We start from the raw sequence: 15,118 nt of genomic DNA, 5'->3' as shown, positions 1-15,118 counted from the left end.
ACTAGTATAATTAACCTGTCCATCTTCATGACTATCGAATTAATAACAACAGGGGGTAAACCAGATGTCCATCAAAAAAATGAGCGCCGTGTTTTTCATTCTGCTTCTCACGGCATTTACCGCCGCATGCAGCAGCGAAACGAGCGGCGGCCAGGAAAGCAGCACGGCGAAAGTGAAAATAAAAGATACGGCATGGGCCGCTTCCGACGATACTGAACATCCGGCCGCGCTGAAAGTAACGGTCACCGTCAAAAATACGGGCAAAGACCCGCTTACCGTCAAAAGCAGCGACTTCTCGCTTTATCAGGATGACGCGAAAACAGCCAAGGCCGATAAGGAAGACTTGTTGCAGAGCGGCACGCTTCATGCGGGTAAGACAGTGACGGGCAATCTGTACTTCACGGCTGACGAAGGCAAATCCTATGAATTGGTATATCAGCCGCAGGCAAAAGACGCGAAGCCTTTATCTTATAAACTGAAAGTCAAAGGCACAGCCTCAAACGCAAAACCTGACCCGGCGGACGCATTATCCGCATACATTGATGTGATGCTGTACGGCAAGCACAATAAAGATTTCACCCGCCTGACCGGTGTAAATGAAAAAATGACGGCCGCCGCATATCAGGAATCGGCGAAAGCCAGCTTTATCACCTCAGCAGGCATTTCACAAGAACAGGCGGATTCAAAAGCCATTACCGCTATTATTGACGCCATGTCATCAGCGCTTCGGGATAACACAGAGCTCAAGGTGCATACCAAATCCATGTCAGGCAAAAAAGCCGTCCTTGAAGCAAAAGTGACGCCGCTTGATATGTCTCCGCTTGCGGGGCAGCTGCAAGACCGCGTGCAAGACTATGCCGGAAAGCACCCTGATGCTGATGAAAACGAAATTGTCAGCCACCTGCTTTCTGTCTATCCGGAAGAGTTTATGCGCCTGAAACCGGCTTCTTCTTCCGTTACAAGAGAAATCGAGATGAAGAAAAACGCCCGCGGCCAGTGGTATCTGGATACAGACGCCGATCTGGAAGGATTGACAGAAGCGTTTTTGAAAACGTCCTGACAACAAGAAAGGAAATAGCGCAGGCTATTTCCTTTTTTTATTTTCACTTAAAGATGTCACTGATATATTGAACCTCATCCTCGGTTAACTGCACATGAAGCGCGTCCAGATTGTGTTTCAGCTGGTCGGGGCGCTTGGCTCCGGGAATGATCGCATCCACCGCCGGCTGCGACAGAAGCCATGCGAGTGCGATATGCGCTGTCTGCGCCCCTTTTTCCTCCGCAACGGCCCGAAGCTTATCCACTCGCTCCAGATTTTGGTGAAAAGCTTCTCCCTGAAACGGCGGCCTGTTCTTTCGGCTGTCCTCAAAGACTGTGTCTTTTGTAAACTTTCCCGTCAGCAAGCCGGAAGCAAGCGGAAAATAAGGAATAAAGGAAATGCCGTTCTTTTCACAATAAGGCAGCAGATCGTGCTCCGCCTCACGCTGAATCAGTGAATATTCCGATTGAAAAACCTCTAAATAGCCGTCGGCGTTAAACTCCTGCAATTGCCGGAAGCTGAGATTGGACGCGCCGATTGCTCTGATTTTCCCTTCGTCCTTCAGTTCTTTTAACGTGCCCGCCACTTCGGAGAGCGGTGTTTTGCCGTCAGGGAAGTGGACGTAATACAAATCAATCACGTCTGTTTTCAGCCGCTTCAGGCTGTTTTCCGCCTCACTCCGGAGAAATTCACGGCTGTTGTCCAGCTCGATCTGTCCGTTGACCTCTTTGTGCGCGCCTTTTGACGCAATCACGAGGCTGTCCCGCACACCGCGCTCTGCGACAACTTCACCGATTAACTCTTCGGAACGCCCCAAACCGTATATAAACGCCGTATCAATAAAATTGACGCCGCCGTCCAGCGCTGTGCGGATGAGTTCTTTTCCCGTTTCATCATTAAGATTTGGAAACAGATTATGTCCTCCGACCGCATTAGCGCCAAAGCCGATACGCTTTACCCGTAAATCCGTCCTGCCCAGCGTACGTGTCTCATCCATGGCTCAGGCTCCCTTCCTTTTATCGCTCTGTTTAGTATTAGATAACCGGTAAGAATTATCCTGCCTGAGAGCCTATCTATAGAAAAAACCTTGAAAAGCGTTTGCCCTTCAAGGTTTTTTGCTGTGTATTAAGATGTCAGAGCTGCGGCGAAGCGTTCGGCTTCATCCGTGAGAGCACCCTCGATTTCCTTATAGCGGCTGGAAATCGTTGAGGCGCTGACGCCGTACTTCTTCGCCAGCTTGGCTTGAGAAACGGACGCGCCGTTCAGAGAAATGCTGTTCACGTAATATTCGACCGCCGCTGCGAAAGCTTCAGGCTTTCTGATCGTCGGTGTTTTTTTGACACAGAACGTTTTCCACAGATCAATCACGGCCGGAACCAGCTCAGCCGGGTATTCATCCCCGCTCAGGCCTTTTTCAATGGCGTCTGCCGTTTCCTTCTCCATGTCGTTGGCCCACTCTGTCTGTTTTTCTTCAGCAGCCTGCTCAGGCTCTTCCGCCGTTGTTAAAAGAGCGGCCAGCACAGTGTCGAAGTTTTCCTGCATAAAGCGCTCAGGCGATTTTCCTTCCGCAAGGGCCGGGGCCGCCGCCTTTTTCACTTTGCTGATTAGAGCTTCGGTCCGCTTCACAGGGAAGATCGTAAATTGCATGAAGAACTCCGCTTTTTCCGCTTCGTGGATCGGATAGCCGAGAATCAGGCTTCCCGCCGGCGGAAGATCCTGCTGGCTGACGTCCATTTCCACTTTGAATTGTTTCTTCGTCATCACATCTTCAAAGTGAATCATTCCTTCTTTCACATCTTCAAGCACCATAACGGCAGGTGTCATGCTTGTCCATGATTCAACGATTTCCCGTGTTTTCGGGCGGTTGATGCCGCCGGCTTTTTTCTGAAGATATTCTTCAAAAATCGTCTTGCCGCCTGCCAGCGGACGGAAGAAAATTCCCCAGATACCGAGGTTGAAGACTCCGATGTCTTTTGTCTGTCTGTCCAGCTCCGTAATGAACGCGTGCTGGTTAATAAATGATGATATGCCGTCTCTATGTGCTGTAAAGGCGTACTCCATTAGGCTTTCCTGAATCTGTTTCGCTTCTTTTGCCGCGATGTCTGCCGGAATGGCAGCTTCTTTGCTTCCGCAGCATTTTTTATATTTCTTCCCGCTGCCGCATGGGCAAGGGGCATTTCTTTTCACTTTTCCCACAATAAACCCTCCGAATTCTGATATAACTTTATTATTTTAACAAAAATAACTTCAGAGGGCTTGGTTTACGGCGAAAAAAGAATATGGAAGAAAAAAAAGACCCCGGGATATTCTCATTCTCCGGGGCTTTGAAACTGTTAATTTGTATTTTGTCCGCCGCCGTTCAGACCTTCTTTAATCAGCCCGTTTACTTGGCTGTTCATCAAAAGTCCGATGTGTCCGACACCGTGAATCTGCACGTTTTTCCCGCCGATCAGCCGTGACAGCGGGTTCATGACGATTAAGTCCGCTGAGCTGTAAATCGATGTATATAAAATCTTTTGGTTCGGATCAGTCCCCGGAAGCGCCCGGTTGGTCACAAGGCCGTTCGCTCCGCCCAGTGTTACGACGTTTGCGATTTTGTCTCCGCCGTCAAGATTTTTTATGTAATAGAGCGTGTTGGCGCCCCCCATGCTGTGCGCGACGATATCGACTTTACTCGCACCTGTTTCGCTGAGCACTTTTTTCACGTAATTGGACAGTCTCGGCGCATTGTGTCTGTTGTTTCCGGTTTTGTCTAAGAAATCAATGGCGTACATCTCTTTTCTTGACCAGCCTTGGGATGCCAAGTATGTTTTGATTCCCGCGAAGTTAAAGGACGCCCCGCCGATTCCGTGGACCATGACAACAGGGTTATGCCCTGAGGAGGCTTTCGATACGGTCGGCTGGAAGGCAAATACGGAAATGACGGACAGCATACAAACTGTAAGGATGACTAGGATTTTGCTTTTTATATGTTTCATGAACTTTCCTCCTGCTATGTAATATTTTTGCAGTTTTCATTCTATTAGAGGAGAAAAGGAAAAAATAGTGTATTTTTTACTGTTTTCAACAATTTAAAAAAGAGCGGAAAAATGAGAAAGACGCCCCTTTCCCGAAAGCACGCTTATGCTTTAATACGGCATACCAAAAAAGGAGAGAACACCCGGTTCTCTCCTCCTAGTACTCATTGAAATAGGTTTGAATCCGCTTAGGGTCATGCGTTTTTGTCAGCGAAAGCATCAGAAGAATCCGCGCTTTTTGAGGGTTGAGAGAGTTTGAAGCTGTCAAATGGTCTTTTTCATACTCTCGATTAGGTGTTACCGTTCCGTTTCCCGTCCTTGTGGAGCGGACGACCGCCAGCCCGCTTTTGACCGACTTTACGGCGCCTTTTTGGGCCTCATCAGACATTGAGCCGTTTCCCGGGCCTGCAAAAATAATGCCTTGCGCTCCTGATTTTACGGCGGCTTCAAAGAGATAGCTTCCGTCATTTTGATAGCCGTATATAATATCAACCTGCGGCAGTTTATCAAGTTTATCTATCTTGAAATCTGTATCCTTCGTATGCTTTCGGGTCATGATGTTATTAAAATAGACGTCATCAGCAATTGTTCCGATATAACCCATTTCTTCCGATTTGAATGTGTCGGCCGCGGTTGTATTGGTTTTTGTCACATAGCGCGCCGAAGCGATTCTGTCATTTAATACGACAAGCGTCCCCTTGCCTTTCGCATCAGGCGCAGCCGCTGTTTTTACTGCGTTATATAAGTTGGACGGCCCGTCCGCTCCGAGCGCCGTGGACGGCCTCATTGACCCGGCGACAACAACGGACTTGTCACTTTTGACCGTCAGATTGAGAAAGTAGGCGGTTTCCTCAAGTGTGTCTGTTCCATGTGTAATGACAATGCCGTCTGTATCATCAGACTTGAGCAGCTTGTTTACCCGTTTTGCAAGTTTCAGCAGTGTCTCGTTATTCATATTCTGGCTGCCGATATTCACAACCTGTTCTCCGCTCACATGCGCGACCTCTTTTATCTCCGGAACGGCCTGAATCAGGGCATCAACTCCGATTGCCCCCGCCGTGTACTCCGTAGCGGACGTCTTTGAAGGAGCAGCGCCTGCAATTGTGCCGCCGGCGGCAAGAATTTTAATATTCGGAAGTCCGTCTTTTTTCGCTGGGGCTGCGGCTGCCATCCCGGGCGGTGTTTCTTTCGCTTGAGGAGATTGGGAGCAGCCGGCCGCGATGAAGAGCAGAGCCGTGATAAATGTAATGAAGGGCATGAATTGTTTTTTCATTCTTTTCTCTCCTTTTCTTTATTTATGAAGATTTTCCTCTCACCGGTCAACGCGCTTGTCAGGCAACCTCCCGAAGAAAATAACCGTTAAAAAACCTTGACACCGTCATGCGAAATCAAGATAATAGACCAGTCACTATATTTTAAATTTGTCAAAAATCAGTAAGGTGGGAACATTATGAGCTATGGAGATTCTCGTGAAAAAATCCTCGCCGCGGCAACCAGGCTGTTTCAGCTTCAGGGGTATTACGGCACGGGGCTGAATCAGATTATTAAAGAAAGCGGTGCGCCGAAAGGTTCTCTTTACTATCATTTTCCGGACGGCAAAGAGCAGCTCGCCATTGAGGCTGTCAATGAAATGAGCCATTATATCCGTATGAAAATAAAAGAAAGCCTTGATGCCCATCCTGATCCTGCGGAAAGCATTCAAGCGTTTTTACAGGACTTATCAAGCCAATTCACATGTCCGGAGAACTTTGAAGGGTTTCCTGTCGGTTTACTGGCTGCCGAGACGGCTTTAAAGAGCGAAAAGCTCCGGCAGGCCTGTCAATGCGCTTATCAGGAATGGGAGAATCTGTTCGCGGGCAAATTGAGATCAGCCGGTTTTTCTGATGAGAAAGCGGCGGAAATCAGCACTGTTTTAAATGCCATGATAGAAGGCGGCATCATTGTGTCCTTAGCCAAAAAAGACAAAATGCCGATCCTCCATATTTCTAAACAAATCCCGAACCTGCTGAAGACATAAAATACGAGAGACATGTACGTATAGAAAGAGAGGAGAATGATTTTGGAAAACGCTCAGCCTTCCAAACAATATAAAGTCATGCCGATTATGATTTCTTTACTGACGGCAGGGTTTATCGGCATGTTCAGTGAAACGGCGCTGAATATCGCCCTGACTGACCTGATGAAGGAGTTACATATCACTCCTGCGACCGTCCAGTGGCTGACGACGGGCTATCTGCTCGTTCTCGGTATTCTTGTCCCGGTATCGGGTCTGCTTTTGCAATGGTTTACGACGAGACAGCTGTTTATCGTTTCACTCGCTTTTTCCATTATCGGCACGCTGATTGCAGCGCTTGCGCCGAGCTTTCCGTTTCTTTTGGCGGCAAGAATCGTGCAGGCTTTAGGAACCGGGCTGCTGCTGCCGCTGATGTTTAATACAATCCTCGTCATCTTCCCGCCGCATAAGCGCGGAGCGGCGATGGGGACGATCGGGCTTGTCATCATGTTCGCTCCTGCGATCGGTCCGACGTTTTCAGGGCTTGTGTTAGAGCATTTGAACTGGCATTGGATTTTCTGGATTTCCCTGCCGTTTCTTGTGTTGGCTCTTTTATTCGGCATCGCCTACATGCAGAACGTGTCTGACATTACAAAACCGAAAATTGACGTGCTTTCCATTATTCTGTCTACGATCGGGTTTGGCGGCATCGTATTCGGATTCAGCAATGCCGGCGAAGGATCAGACGGCTGGTCAAGCCCGACGGTTATCGGTTCGCTCACTGTCGGTGCGATCGCGCTCATCTTATTTTCCATCAGGCAGCTGACAATGAAACAGCCGATGATGAATCTGCGCGCTTTCCGCTATCCGATGTTTATTCTCGGTGTCGTGATTGTATTTATCTGTATGATGGTTATTTTATCGACAATGCTTCTATTGCCAATGTATTTACAAAGCGGACTGATGCTGACGGCGTTTACGTCCGGGCTCATCCTGCTGCCGGGCGGTATTTTAAACGGCTTTATGTCTCCGGTGACGGGGCGCCTGTTTGATAAATACGGACCGAAGTGGCTTGTCATTCCCGGGTTTGTCATCACGGCCGCCGTACTTTGGTTTTTCTCAAACATTACCGGCGCTTCAACGGCCATTCTCATCGTCGTGCTCCACACATGCCTGATGATCGGCATTTCCATGATCATGATGCCGGCGCAAACGAATGGCTTAAACCAGCTGCCGCCGGAATTTTATCCGGACGGAACGGCCATTATGAATACGCTCCAGCAGATGGCCGGCGCAATCGGCACTGCGGTGGCGGTCAGCATCATGGCAGCCGGGCAGAAGAATTATATGAGCACCGTGAAAAACCCGAATGATCCTTCCGCATACTCTCACGCGCTGATTGCGGGCGTTCAGCACGCCTTTATCTTCGCGATGATTGTCGCCGTTATCGGTTTGATCAGCGCTTTCTTTATGAAACGGGTCAAAGTGAATCACTCATAAGAAAACAGCAGGCTCCCCGTGAGTCTGCTGTTTTTTATATACCGCGCGCTTCAGCCAGTTCATCAATCGCATAGATCAGATCATCGGCCGTGTTATAGAAATGAGGCGCCAGCCGGATGATTTGTCTGCTGGGTGCGCATACGATGTTTTTCCGCCTCAACAGCGCAGCCGTTTCCGCCGCTTTTTCATCCCGTATGGAAATCATGCCGGGTCTGTCATCGGCAGACGGCGGCCCTGTGAGATTCAGTCCTTTTTCAGAAGCGTATTCATACGCAAATGCGCTGAGTTTTTTTACTTCTTGATGAATGCGGTCTGTGCCGGCATCGTTTACTAGAGATAAAGCCGCCTGTGCCGCATATATGCTGATAAATGCCGGGGTTCCGGTCTCAAAGCGTTTGGCTCCGTCCGCATAAGAAAAACGGGTTAAATCCAGCATCGACGCCCGCTGCTGCCCGAACCACCCGGTGACTTTCGGCTTCAGCCGTTCGGCAAGTTCCTTTCTGACATAAAGAAACGCCGTTCCCGGTATGCCGAGCATATACTTTCTCGCACCCGCGGCCAGCATATCAACTCCCCATTCTTTTACATCAATCGGGATGTGCCCCGCCGATTGATAAGCATCGACAAAAAGAAGCGATCCCTTCTTTGCGGATATCTCGGCAATGCGCTTCATATCCTGGACAAAACCGGACGTATATGACACATGGGGCACACAGGTGAAAAGCGTCTGCTCCGATATGTATGTCTCATACCGCTCTAACGGGATCATTCCATCTTCAGACGGCACAACTGAAAGCTCCATCTCAGTCTGTGCCTTCAAAATGTGGGCGATCGCCGGAAAATCCAATTCCGTATACACCGCCTGTTTCTTTCGGCAATCCGGTAAAGCAGAAACGACGGCCGAGACAGCAGCCGTTACTGAAGGTAAAACGGCGATTTCTTCAGGATGGGCGCCGATCAATTTCGCAAATTCACACCTTGCCTGCTCCGTTCGTCCAATGGCTTCTTCCCAGTTTCCGCCATGCTGAAGCAGGCTTTCCTGATAGTCATTGATCGCTTTTGAAACCGGCAGGGCAAGAGCGCTTTGAGAGCAGCTGGCGAGCATCGTATGTGTGCGGAGCGCCGGAAATAAAGATCGGTATTGCATCAGAGGCGAATTCAAGACATGTTTCCCCCTTCGGCAGGAATATATGTCCATTATAGAGTATGGTAAAAAGAAAAGGAGGGTTTTATATGGAGAAAAAAGTATTGCAGACAGGCTTTGACCCCTTCGGCGGGGAAACGGTCAATCCCTCATGGGAAGCGGTCAAACGGCTGAACGGTGCCGCTGAGGGCCCTGCCTCTATCGTATCTGAACAAGTGCCGACCGTTTTTTATAAGTCTCTTGCCGTGCTGCGCAAGGCGATCAAAAAGCATCAGCCTGACATTATCATCTGTGTCGGACAGGCAGGCGGCAGAATGCAGATCACGCCGGAACGGGTCGCGATCAATCTCAATGAGGCGCGCATACCGGATAACGAAGGAAACCAGCCTGTCGGGGAAAACATTTCTCAAGACGGTCCCGCGGCCTATTGGACCGGCCTTCCGATCAAACGGATCGTTGAGGAAATCAAAAAGGAAGGCATTCCCGCGGCTGTATCCTACACGGCGGGGACGTTTGTATGCAATCACCTCTTTTACGGCCTGATGGATGAAATCGCCTGCCATCATCCCCACATCCGCGGCGGGTTTATACACATCCCGTACATTCCGGAGCAAACCTTGCAGAAGTCTGCGCCGAGCCTCAGCCTGGATCTCGTGACAAAAGCGCTCAAAATCGCCGCGGTGACCGCCGCGGCGCATGAGGACGATATTGAGACCGGCGGAGGCGAACTTCACTAAGCTGCAGACGGCGCCTCGGCCCATTTCTTCCGGTAAACGATGCGGGACAGCGTCACACTGATTTCATAGAGGACGAGCAGCGGAATCATGACGAGAAAGTCAGACATAAAATCCGGAGGCGTAATCAGCACAGAGACGACGATCAGCACAAAATACGAAAGCTTCCGCGCCTTTGCCAGCCGGGTTGGATTCACGATTCCGAGCCGTGTCAGAAACATGACGGCCAGAGGCATTTCAAATAAAAATCCGAACGGCAATGTAAGATTCAGCATAAAGGTAAAATACTTGTCCGCCGTAAATACCATGTCAAAATGGCCGGCGGATAATTGTGTTAAAAATCCGAGCACAATCGGAAACAGCACAAAATACCCGAAGGAAATTCCGATGATAAACAAAACCGAAAGCCCCGGAATGTAAAGCAAAGCGGCGCGGCGTTCAAACGGGGTCAAAGCCGGCGCCGTAAAACGCCAGAGCTGAAAGGCCGCAACCGGAATCGTTGCCGTAAGGGCGCATATTCCCGCAATCATCATATACACCCATAAAATCTCGCTCGGCCCTAAAACGGCCAGCCTGCCATCCAAATCCTTGATCAGCCAGTCATAAATATCCTGCACAAACCAGCAGGCGCCGATAAAACACACGAGAAAGGCGATAACGGTTTTAATGAGACGCTGCCGGACTTCCTCTAAATGCCCGATCAAGTGGGTTTCTTTTTTATCCAATCGTACATCCTCCTTATAGAGAAAGAGGCAGAAGCGGATTCGTCTGCCCCCATGTCAGGATTCAGCCTGCCGTTTTGTCTTTCTCAGCCGTCTGCTTGTCCGGCTCTTCATTTGAGACCAGTGTTTTTGCGGCGCTTTTAAATTCAAGCAGCGTGCGGCCGGCTGCACGGCCGATTTCCGGAAGCTTTGAAGGTCCGAAAATGATGAGAGCGATGACGAAAATCAGGATCAACCCGGGAATGCCGATATTTGAAAACATGAGTGTGCCTCCTTATTGTGAGATTTTGGCCCGTTTCTTTCTCATTTGCTTTTCATGCGCATTGTTATGGGCGAAGAAACGATCCTCTTCCACCTCGTTCGACTGCTTTAAACCGCCTGCAACCGCAGCTTGAGAGACCTTCCGAATCCCCGTCTGGTCTTTCTGATAAATGAATGAAGCCCGCGTGGATACCTCAGCCCCCGGCTCCGTCACGTACGGCACCACTCTGTAATCCGCTCTCCATTGGGCAGGGGTCACCGTACAGCGGACATAGCCGCGGTAATCGTTGAAAAACTTAATATGCGGGTTTTGTTTTAAGATCTGATCCGTATCGGCCCGTTTATCCGCCCCGTTTCCTCCAGATGTAATGGAAGTCCCGACGAATTCGGCTCCGAAAATCTTTGAATTCGTTTGGTTAAAATCGGTATGCAGGTTTGACGCCCAGCTTGCGTGAACATCACCCGTCAGCACGATGACATTGTTCAGGTTTTTGCTTTTTATAAAATTGATGACCCGCTCCCGCTGAGCCGGGTAGCCGTCCCATGAATCCATGCTGTATATCGGATTGGCGGTTGTTCCGAAATTCCATTGCGCGAAAAAGATTTGCTGCGCCAGCACATTCCACTTCGCTTTTGAGGCGGCTAAATTTCCGAAGAGCCATTGCTCCTGTTCTGTCCCCATCAATGTGCGCTTCGGGTCTCTCCACTCATCAGAAGGCGGCTTATTCCCGTCGCCGTTGGCCTGATCATCTCTGTACTGTCTTGTATCAAGCACATTGAACGATGCCAAATTGCCGTAAGAAAATTGCCTGTACAGCCGCATATCAGGACCGTTCGGCAATGACATGCGCCTGAGCGGCATGTGTTCATAATAAGCCTGATAAGCTGCGGCCCTCCTGAGCACAAACGCTTCAACGGATTGGCCTTTTTCAGGGATAACATTGGCATAATTGTTTTCCACCTCATGATCGTCCCACGTCACGACCCACGGAAATGCGGCGTGGGCGGCTTTCAGATTGGCATCAGAGCGGTATTGGGCATGACGGTTGCGGTAATCTGACAGTGTATACACTTCAGCGCTGCTGTGCGTCCTGACATTTCCCGTTTTTGACACATATTCGTTCGGTCCGTATTCATAAATGTAATCTCCGAGATGGAACACGAGATCAAGCTTTTCCTTCGCCATATGTTTATACGCCGTATAATAGCCGTGTTCATACTGCTGGCATGAGGCAAACGCAAACGTCATGGCGGATACGTCAGCGCCGGGAGCGGGCAGCGTTTTCGTCCGGCCGACGGGACTGAGCTCATGCCCGCTTTTAAACCGGTAATAGTACACTTTATTGGGCTTGAGCCCGTCCGCCTCGACATGGACGGAGTGTCCGAGATTCGGCTTGGCCATTTCCGTTCCGCGTTTGACGATGTGACGGAAATGTTCATCAGTAGCGATTTCCCATTTTACCGGCACGGCCTGCTTCGGCATGCCGCCCCCATTCAGCGGGTCCGGGGCAAGACGCGTCCAGAGAATGACGCTGTCAGACAGCGGGTCGCCGGAGGCTACGCCGAGGGTGAACGGATAGTTTGAAAATTTCGGAGCGGCATTCACTTCAAACGCGCCGATGGATTGCGCGATCGCTAACCCGAGGGAAAGACCGGCGATTTTCCCGGCGCCCTGTATAAATGCGCGGCGGTCAAACGTATTGTTCTGAAAGCTTTTGTTCTCCAATTCCTTGATCCATTCATCTAAGCGGCCGTCATGTGTCATGTCAGTTCCCCTTTCGTCTCATTGATCGCCCTTATTATAAAAAAGAAGTGTTAAACCGCTATGAAGAAGTGTGAAGGGTTTGTAAGGCTGAAAAATGGACGGCGGGAGACATTTTTCACATTGTTTCGACAAACCTTTCCCCGCCGGGAGAAAACCCCCTCTGTTTCTTTTTGGCTTGTCATCCGTCAAGCGCACTTTTTTCCTATTTTTCTTCACAAAAAATTAAAAAAACACCGTTCATTCTAAGAACGGTGCGCCCGGGATTAAAATGTATTGTACACGTTTTCGCACGTCTCACCTGTCGGCTGATAGAAGCAGTGGGATCTGAATCTGGCGACAAACGGCTGGCCATACCAAGTCTGCGGGCAGTTGCCCGGCGGCTTAAAATACCACAGGCTGAATTTAGCCGGCCAAAACCGTTCTCCATTAATGTTTCTGCGGGCAAGCCTCCGCTCGGATTCACGCGGTCTCTGGTAAAAGTATCCGTGAGTCACCGCTTCAAACGCGTGCGGCTGAAACACCATCTGCCTGATGGTGCGCAGGCCTTTAAAATCAGAACAATTCGCCCGCACCCTATTGATTCCCACATTGCCGACCAAAAGCATTCCCTGCTTCCCTTCGCCTTCCGCTTCCGCCCTGAGCAGCCTTGCCATTAGATCGACATCGGCGCTCGACGCTTTTACGACTGCCATCATGACACCTCCCGTATTTTCTCCTTTCATCATATTCAGCAGCGGCCCAGTGATGACAGCCAAAAGCCAGAAAACAAATGTTCACGAAAAAAGGGTTTATATTTCACGTTATGAGGAAACATACTAACATGATTTCCATAAGGAGGAATTCGCATGGAACACATTAAAGCGCTTGCCATTAAAGGCATTATGACCATCATTATTCTGTATCTGATACTCGGCTTAGGTTTTCGCTTTACATTCGGCGACGTGCTGCTGATGACCATTGTGCTGGGAGCCGTTTCCTACTTTACGGGCGACCTGTACGTGCTTCCGAGATGGAATAATATCACGGCGGCGTCCGCTGATTTCGGAATCGCGTTTCTTGTCGTCTGGCTGATGGGAATGCCGCTGTCCATGGGCATTTCCGGGGGAAGACTGGCGTTTGCCGCTCTTATTTCCGCCGTCATCATCGCCGTCGGAGAATATTTTTTCCATATTTATCTGATGAGAAAAGACTTGGGCGGGTCCCGTTTTTTAGAACCCCGGTCCGAATAACGTAAAAAAGGCCGGATAACGGCCTTTTTCGTTTGATTTCACTGATCAATATGCTTTCTGATAAAATGCAGCAGCGTGTTTCCTTGAGCGGTCAATATGACGCCCTTCGCGCCGCACTTCGGACAGGGCGTCCCTTCCTGCTCCTGGCCGGTTCCTTCACAATGCGGACACGTGAGCTCAAGATCGTCGGTTGCGATCACCATGAACATCCCTCCTTTTTTGATTGTCTGTCCGTCTCCAGTCACTTTCCATGGCCATCACCTCCTTAACAACACAAAAAAACCCCATCCATCAAAGGACGAGGTTTTCGCGGTGCCACCTTTATTAACGGCTGAAAAGCCATTCTCTCAAAAAGTACAGAAACACACGGTTTCAATACTCCTTTCTTGATAACGGGGAAAGAATCCCGGCACCGCCTACTGTCATTTCAGCGCAGCAATTCAGAAGCCCATTCGGCACCGGACGGGGATCGGTTCACAGCGGCCACCGACTCTCTGAACCCCGCGCGCTGATGCGTACTTACTCTTCCTCAGCATTGTTCATCCGTTCTTTTAATTTAAAATGTATCATACGCTGTCATCCGGCGGAAGTCAATAACTTTTCGGATCGGACAGGCCGAGCATGTCCCGCGCCATTTGCATATGCTCCTCTTGCCCCGTTTGAAGCGCGAACTTCGCCGTTTCCACGGGATAAGCGGCCTGCCATTCTGTCACATGCTCCTGCATTTTCGGCCAGACGCGCCCGCCTTCAGCTTCGTAGCTCTTCATCAGCCGTTTTGTTTCTTTTTCTCCTAATATCACTTGATAAAGGACAAAATCCTTGGCCGGATCGGCAACCTTTGCCTCCGTCCAATCGAGGAGACCCGTCACACGCTGATTTTCGCCGATCAAAATATGCGGAGGATGCAAGTCGCCATGGATCAGCGCGGAAAAATCAGGCCAGTACGAACTGTCATTTATCCACGTTTGCCATCTTTTCCAAAGCGGCTCTGAGACCCCGATTTCTTTTTTTATGTGATCCATTGATTCCGCCGCCCTTTGCCTGACGTCATCCGGTTTTATAATTTCAATTCCGGATCTGGAGGCCGCATCCGGGTCTGCCCCGTGCAGCTCAGCTAATGCCGCGGCAAGCGAGCCGACAAAACCGTCTGAAGGCGGCTCTTGTTCCATATTCCAGACATACTGTTTCTTATCCAGATCAATTGCGGCAGCGGGTATTCCGTCCAGTTTCGGATAAGCGATCAGTTCCGGTGTATGAATCCGCCAATCGGGCACTGCTACCGCGGCATGGCTGCGGAGAAACGCGAGAACGCCGCTTTCTGCAGCCGCTCTTTCGATAACATCGGGACGGCGCGGCTTTCGGAGCACCCATGTCATGCCGCTGTCATCTTCAGCAAATACGACTTGGAAGTCCATACCCGTTTCATTTATGTCCGCCCCTTCATATTTTAACCGTAAGCCATTTTCCTTTGCGATGTTCAGAACGGTTTCTATTTCCCTTTGTTTTGTCACTTCGTTTCCCCATTTCCCTTATTTACTGACACAGAGCTTCGCCTGAGGCGGGGGAGAAAGAGATATGTGAAGACGCCAAAAAGAGGGCGGCATAATCGCCGCCCCCTCACTATTACTTCAGGTTCCTTTATTCAGGCAGACAATCCCGGTTTCCTCCGCGCTCAAGGCAGAGACATTGACACTATTTTATTAGTGCGAAAACC

Annotated in this window: 16 protein-coding genes and 1 other annotated feature; of the genes, 5 read left to right on the top strand and 11 right to left on the bottom strand. The window is 49.9% G+C overall.

Features of this window, described 5'->3' with window-relative positions:
* Positions 1-64: 64 nt before the first annotated feature.
* Positions 65-1,060 carry a DUF5105 domain-containing protein gene (locus tag RUW00_RS19725; RefSeq protein WP_128496418.1) on the top strand — a complete coding sequence of 332 codons (996 nt, stop codon included), beginning with the start codon at positions 65-67 and terminating at the stop codon, positions 1,058-1,060.
* A 43-nt stretch (positions 1,061-1,103) separates the two neighbouring features.
* On the opposite strand, the gene RUW00_RS19720 is transcribed toward RUW00_RS19725, so the two are convergent.
* The 4 genes from RUW00_RS19720 to RUW00_RS19705 form a co-directional block, all read right to left on the bottom strand.
* Complete coding sequence (locus RUW00_RS19720; RefSeq protein WP_039062535.1) at positions 1,104-2,036, bottom strand: aldo/keto reductase; 933 nt, start codon at positions 2,034-2,036, stop codon at positions 1,104-1,106.
* Between the two features lie 128 nt (positions 2,037-2,164).
* Positions 2,165-3,235 (bottom strand): helix-turn-helix domain-containing protein, encoded by a 1,071-nt coding sequence (locus tag RUW00_RS19715; RefSeq protein ID WP_095061498.1) that lies wholly within the window; start codon positions 3,233-3,235, stop codon positions 2,165-2,167.
* A 137-nt stretch (positions 3,236-3,372) separates the two neighbouring features.
* Positions 3,373-4,017 carry a lipase EstA gene (gene estA / locus RUW00_RS19710; RefSeq protein ID WP_017419343.1) on the bottom strand — a complete coding sequence of 215 codons (645 nt, stop codon included), beginning with the start codon at positions 4,015-4,017 and terminating at the stop codon, positions 3,373-3,375.
* A 196-nt stretch (positions 4,018-4,213) separates the two neighbouring features.
* Positions 4,214-5,329: a type II asparaginase gene (locus RUW00_RS19705; RefSeq protein ID WP_280144830.1), complete on the bottom strand. Its 1,116-nt coding sequence runs from the start codon at positions 5,327-5,329 to the stop codon at positions 4,214-4,216.
* Between the two features lie 177 nt (positions 5,330-5,506).
* Here RUW00_RS19705 and lmrA point away from each other — a divergent pair, with 177 nt between their 5' ends.
* On the top strand, positions 5,507-6,073 hold the full coding sequence (lmrA, locus tag RUW00_RS19700) for a transcriptional regulator LmrA (protein WP_014416828.1): 567 nt from the start codon (positions 5,507-5,509) through the stop codon (positions 6,071-6,073).
* Positions 6,074-6,109: 36 nt separating this feature from the next.
* On the top strand, positions 6,110-7,549 hold the full coding sequence (gene lmr(B) / locus RUW00_RS19695; protein WP_061861808.1) for a lincomycin efflux MFS transporter Lmr(B): 1,440 nt from the start codon (positions 6,110-6,112) through the stop codon (positions 7,547-7,549).
* 34 nt (positions 7,550-7,583) lie between these two features.
* Here the strand turns inward: lmr(B) and RUW00_RS19690 are convergent, their stop codons facing one another.
* Entirely contained in the window at positions 7,584-8,711 is a 1,128-nt protein-coding gene (locus RUW00_RS19690) for an aminotransferase class V-fold PLP-dependent enzyme (RefSeq protein ID WP_280144829.1), read from the bottom strand.
* 71 nt (positions 8,712-8,782) lie between these two features.
* Here RUW00_RS19690 and pcp point away from each other — a divergent pair, with 71 nt between their 5' ends.
* Positions 8,783-9,430 (top strand): pyroglutamyl-peptidase I, encoded by a 648-nt coding sequence (gene pcp / locus RUW00_RS19685; protein WP_280144828.1) that lies wholly within the window; start codon positions 8,783-8,785, stop codon positions 9,428-9,430.
* Here the strand turns inward: pcp and tatC are convergent.
* The 4 genes from tatC to RUW00_RS19665 form a co-directional block, all read right to left on the bottom strand.
* Complete coding sequence (tatC, locus tag RUW00_RS19680) at positions 9,427-10,152, bottom strand: twin-arginine translocase subunit TatC (RefSeq protein WP_021495296.1); 726 nt, start codon at positions 10,150-10,152, stop codon at positions 9,427-9,429. The two genes, pcp and tatC, sit on opposite strands and share 4 nt — an antisense overlap.
* A 61-nt stretch (positions 10,153-10,213) precedes the next feature.
* Positions 10,214-10,411 carry a twin-arginine translocase TatA/TatE family subunit gene (locus tag RUW00_RS19675; protein WP_003156681.1) on the bottom strand — a complete coding sequence of 66 codons (198 nt, stop codon included), beginning with the start codon at positions 10,409-10,411 and terminating at the stop codon, positions 10,214-10,216.
* Between the two features lie 12 nt (positions 10,412-10,423).
* Positions 10,424-12,175 (bottom strand): alkaline phosphatase D family protein, encoded by a 1,752-nt coding sequence (locus tag RUW00_RS19670; protein ID WP_014416824.1) that lies wholly within the window; start codon positions 12,173-12,175, stop codon positions 10,424-10,426.
* Positions 12,176-12,438: 263 nt separating this feature from the next.
* Entirely contained in the window at positions 12,439-12,867 is a 429-nt protein-coding gene (locus tag RUW00_RS19665; RefSeq protein WP_003156683.1) for a cell wall hydrolase, read from the bottom strand.
* 153 nt (positions 12,868-13,020) lie between these two features.
* Between RUW00_RS19665 and RUW00_RS19660 the strand changes: the two genes are divergently transcribed.
* Complete coding sequence (locus tag RUW00_RS19660) at positions 13,021-13,404, top strand: DUF2512 family protein (RefSeq protein WP_003156684.1); 384 nt, start codon at positions 13,021-13,023, stop codon at positions 13,402-13,404.
* 38 nt (positions 13,405-13,442) lie between these two features.
* On the opposite strand, the gene RUW00_RS19655 is transcribed toward RUW00_RS19660, so the two are convergent.
* Both RUW00_RS19655 and RUW00_RS19650 read right to left on the bottom strand, forming a co-directional pair.
* The gene (locus RUW00_RS19655; RefSeq protein WP_021495300.1) at positions 13,443-13,607 is read right to left on the bottom strand and encodes a tryptophan RNA-binding attenuator protein inhibitory protein; all 165 of its coding nucleotides are present in this window, start codon (positions 13,605-13,607) and stop codon (positions 13,443-13,445) included.
* An 88-nt stretch (positions 13,608-13,695) separates the two neighbouring features.
* Positions 13,696-13,946 (bottom strand) — a binding site (T-box leader).
* A 48-nt stretch (positions 13,947-13,994) separates the two neighbouring features.
* On the bottom strand, positions 13,995-14,915 hold the full coding sequence (locus RUW00_RS19650; RefSeq protein WP_280144827.1) for a macrolide 2'-phosphotransferase: 921 nt from the start codon (positions 14,913-14,915) through the stop codon (positions 13,995-13,997).
* Positions 14,916-15,118: the final 203 nt, after the last annotated feature.

It is taken from the genome of Bacillus sp. IS1 (genome assembly GCF_032461585.1).
Taxonomy (GTDB): Bacteria; Bacillota; Bacilli; order Bacillales; family Bacillaceae; genus Bacillus; species Bacillus velezensis.
The sequence above is the reverse complement of the archived record's forward strand: the minus strand, read 5'-3'. Positions and strand labels throughout refer to the sequence as shown.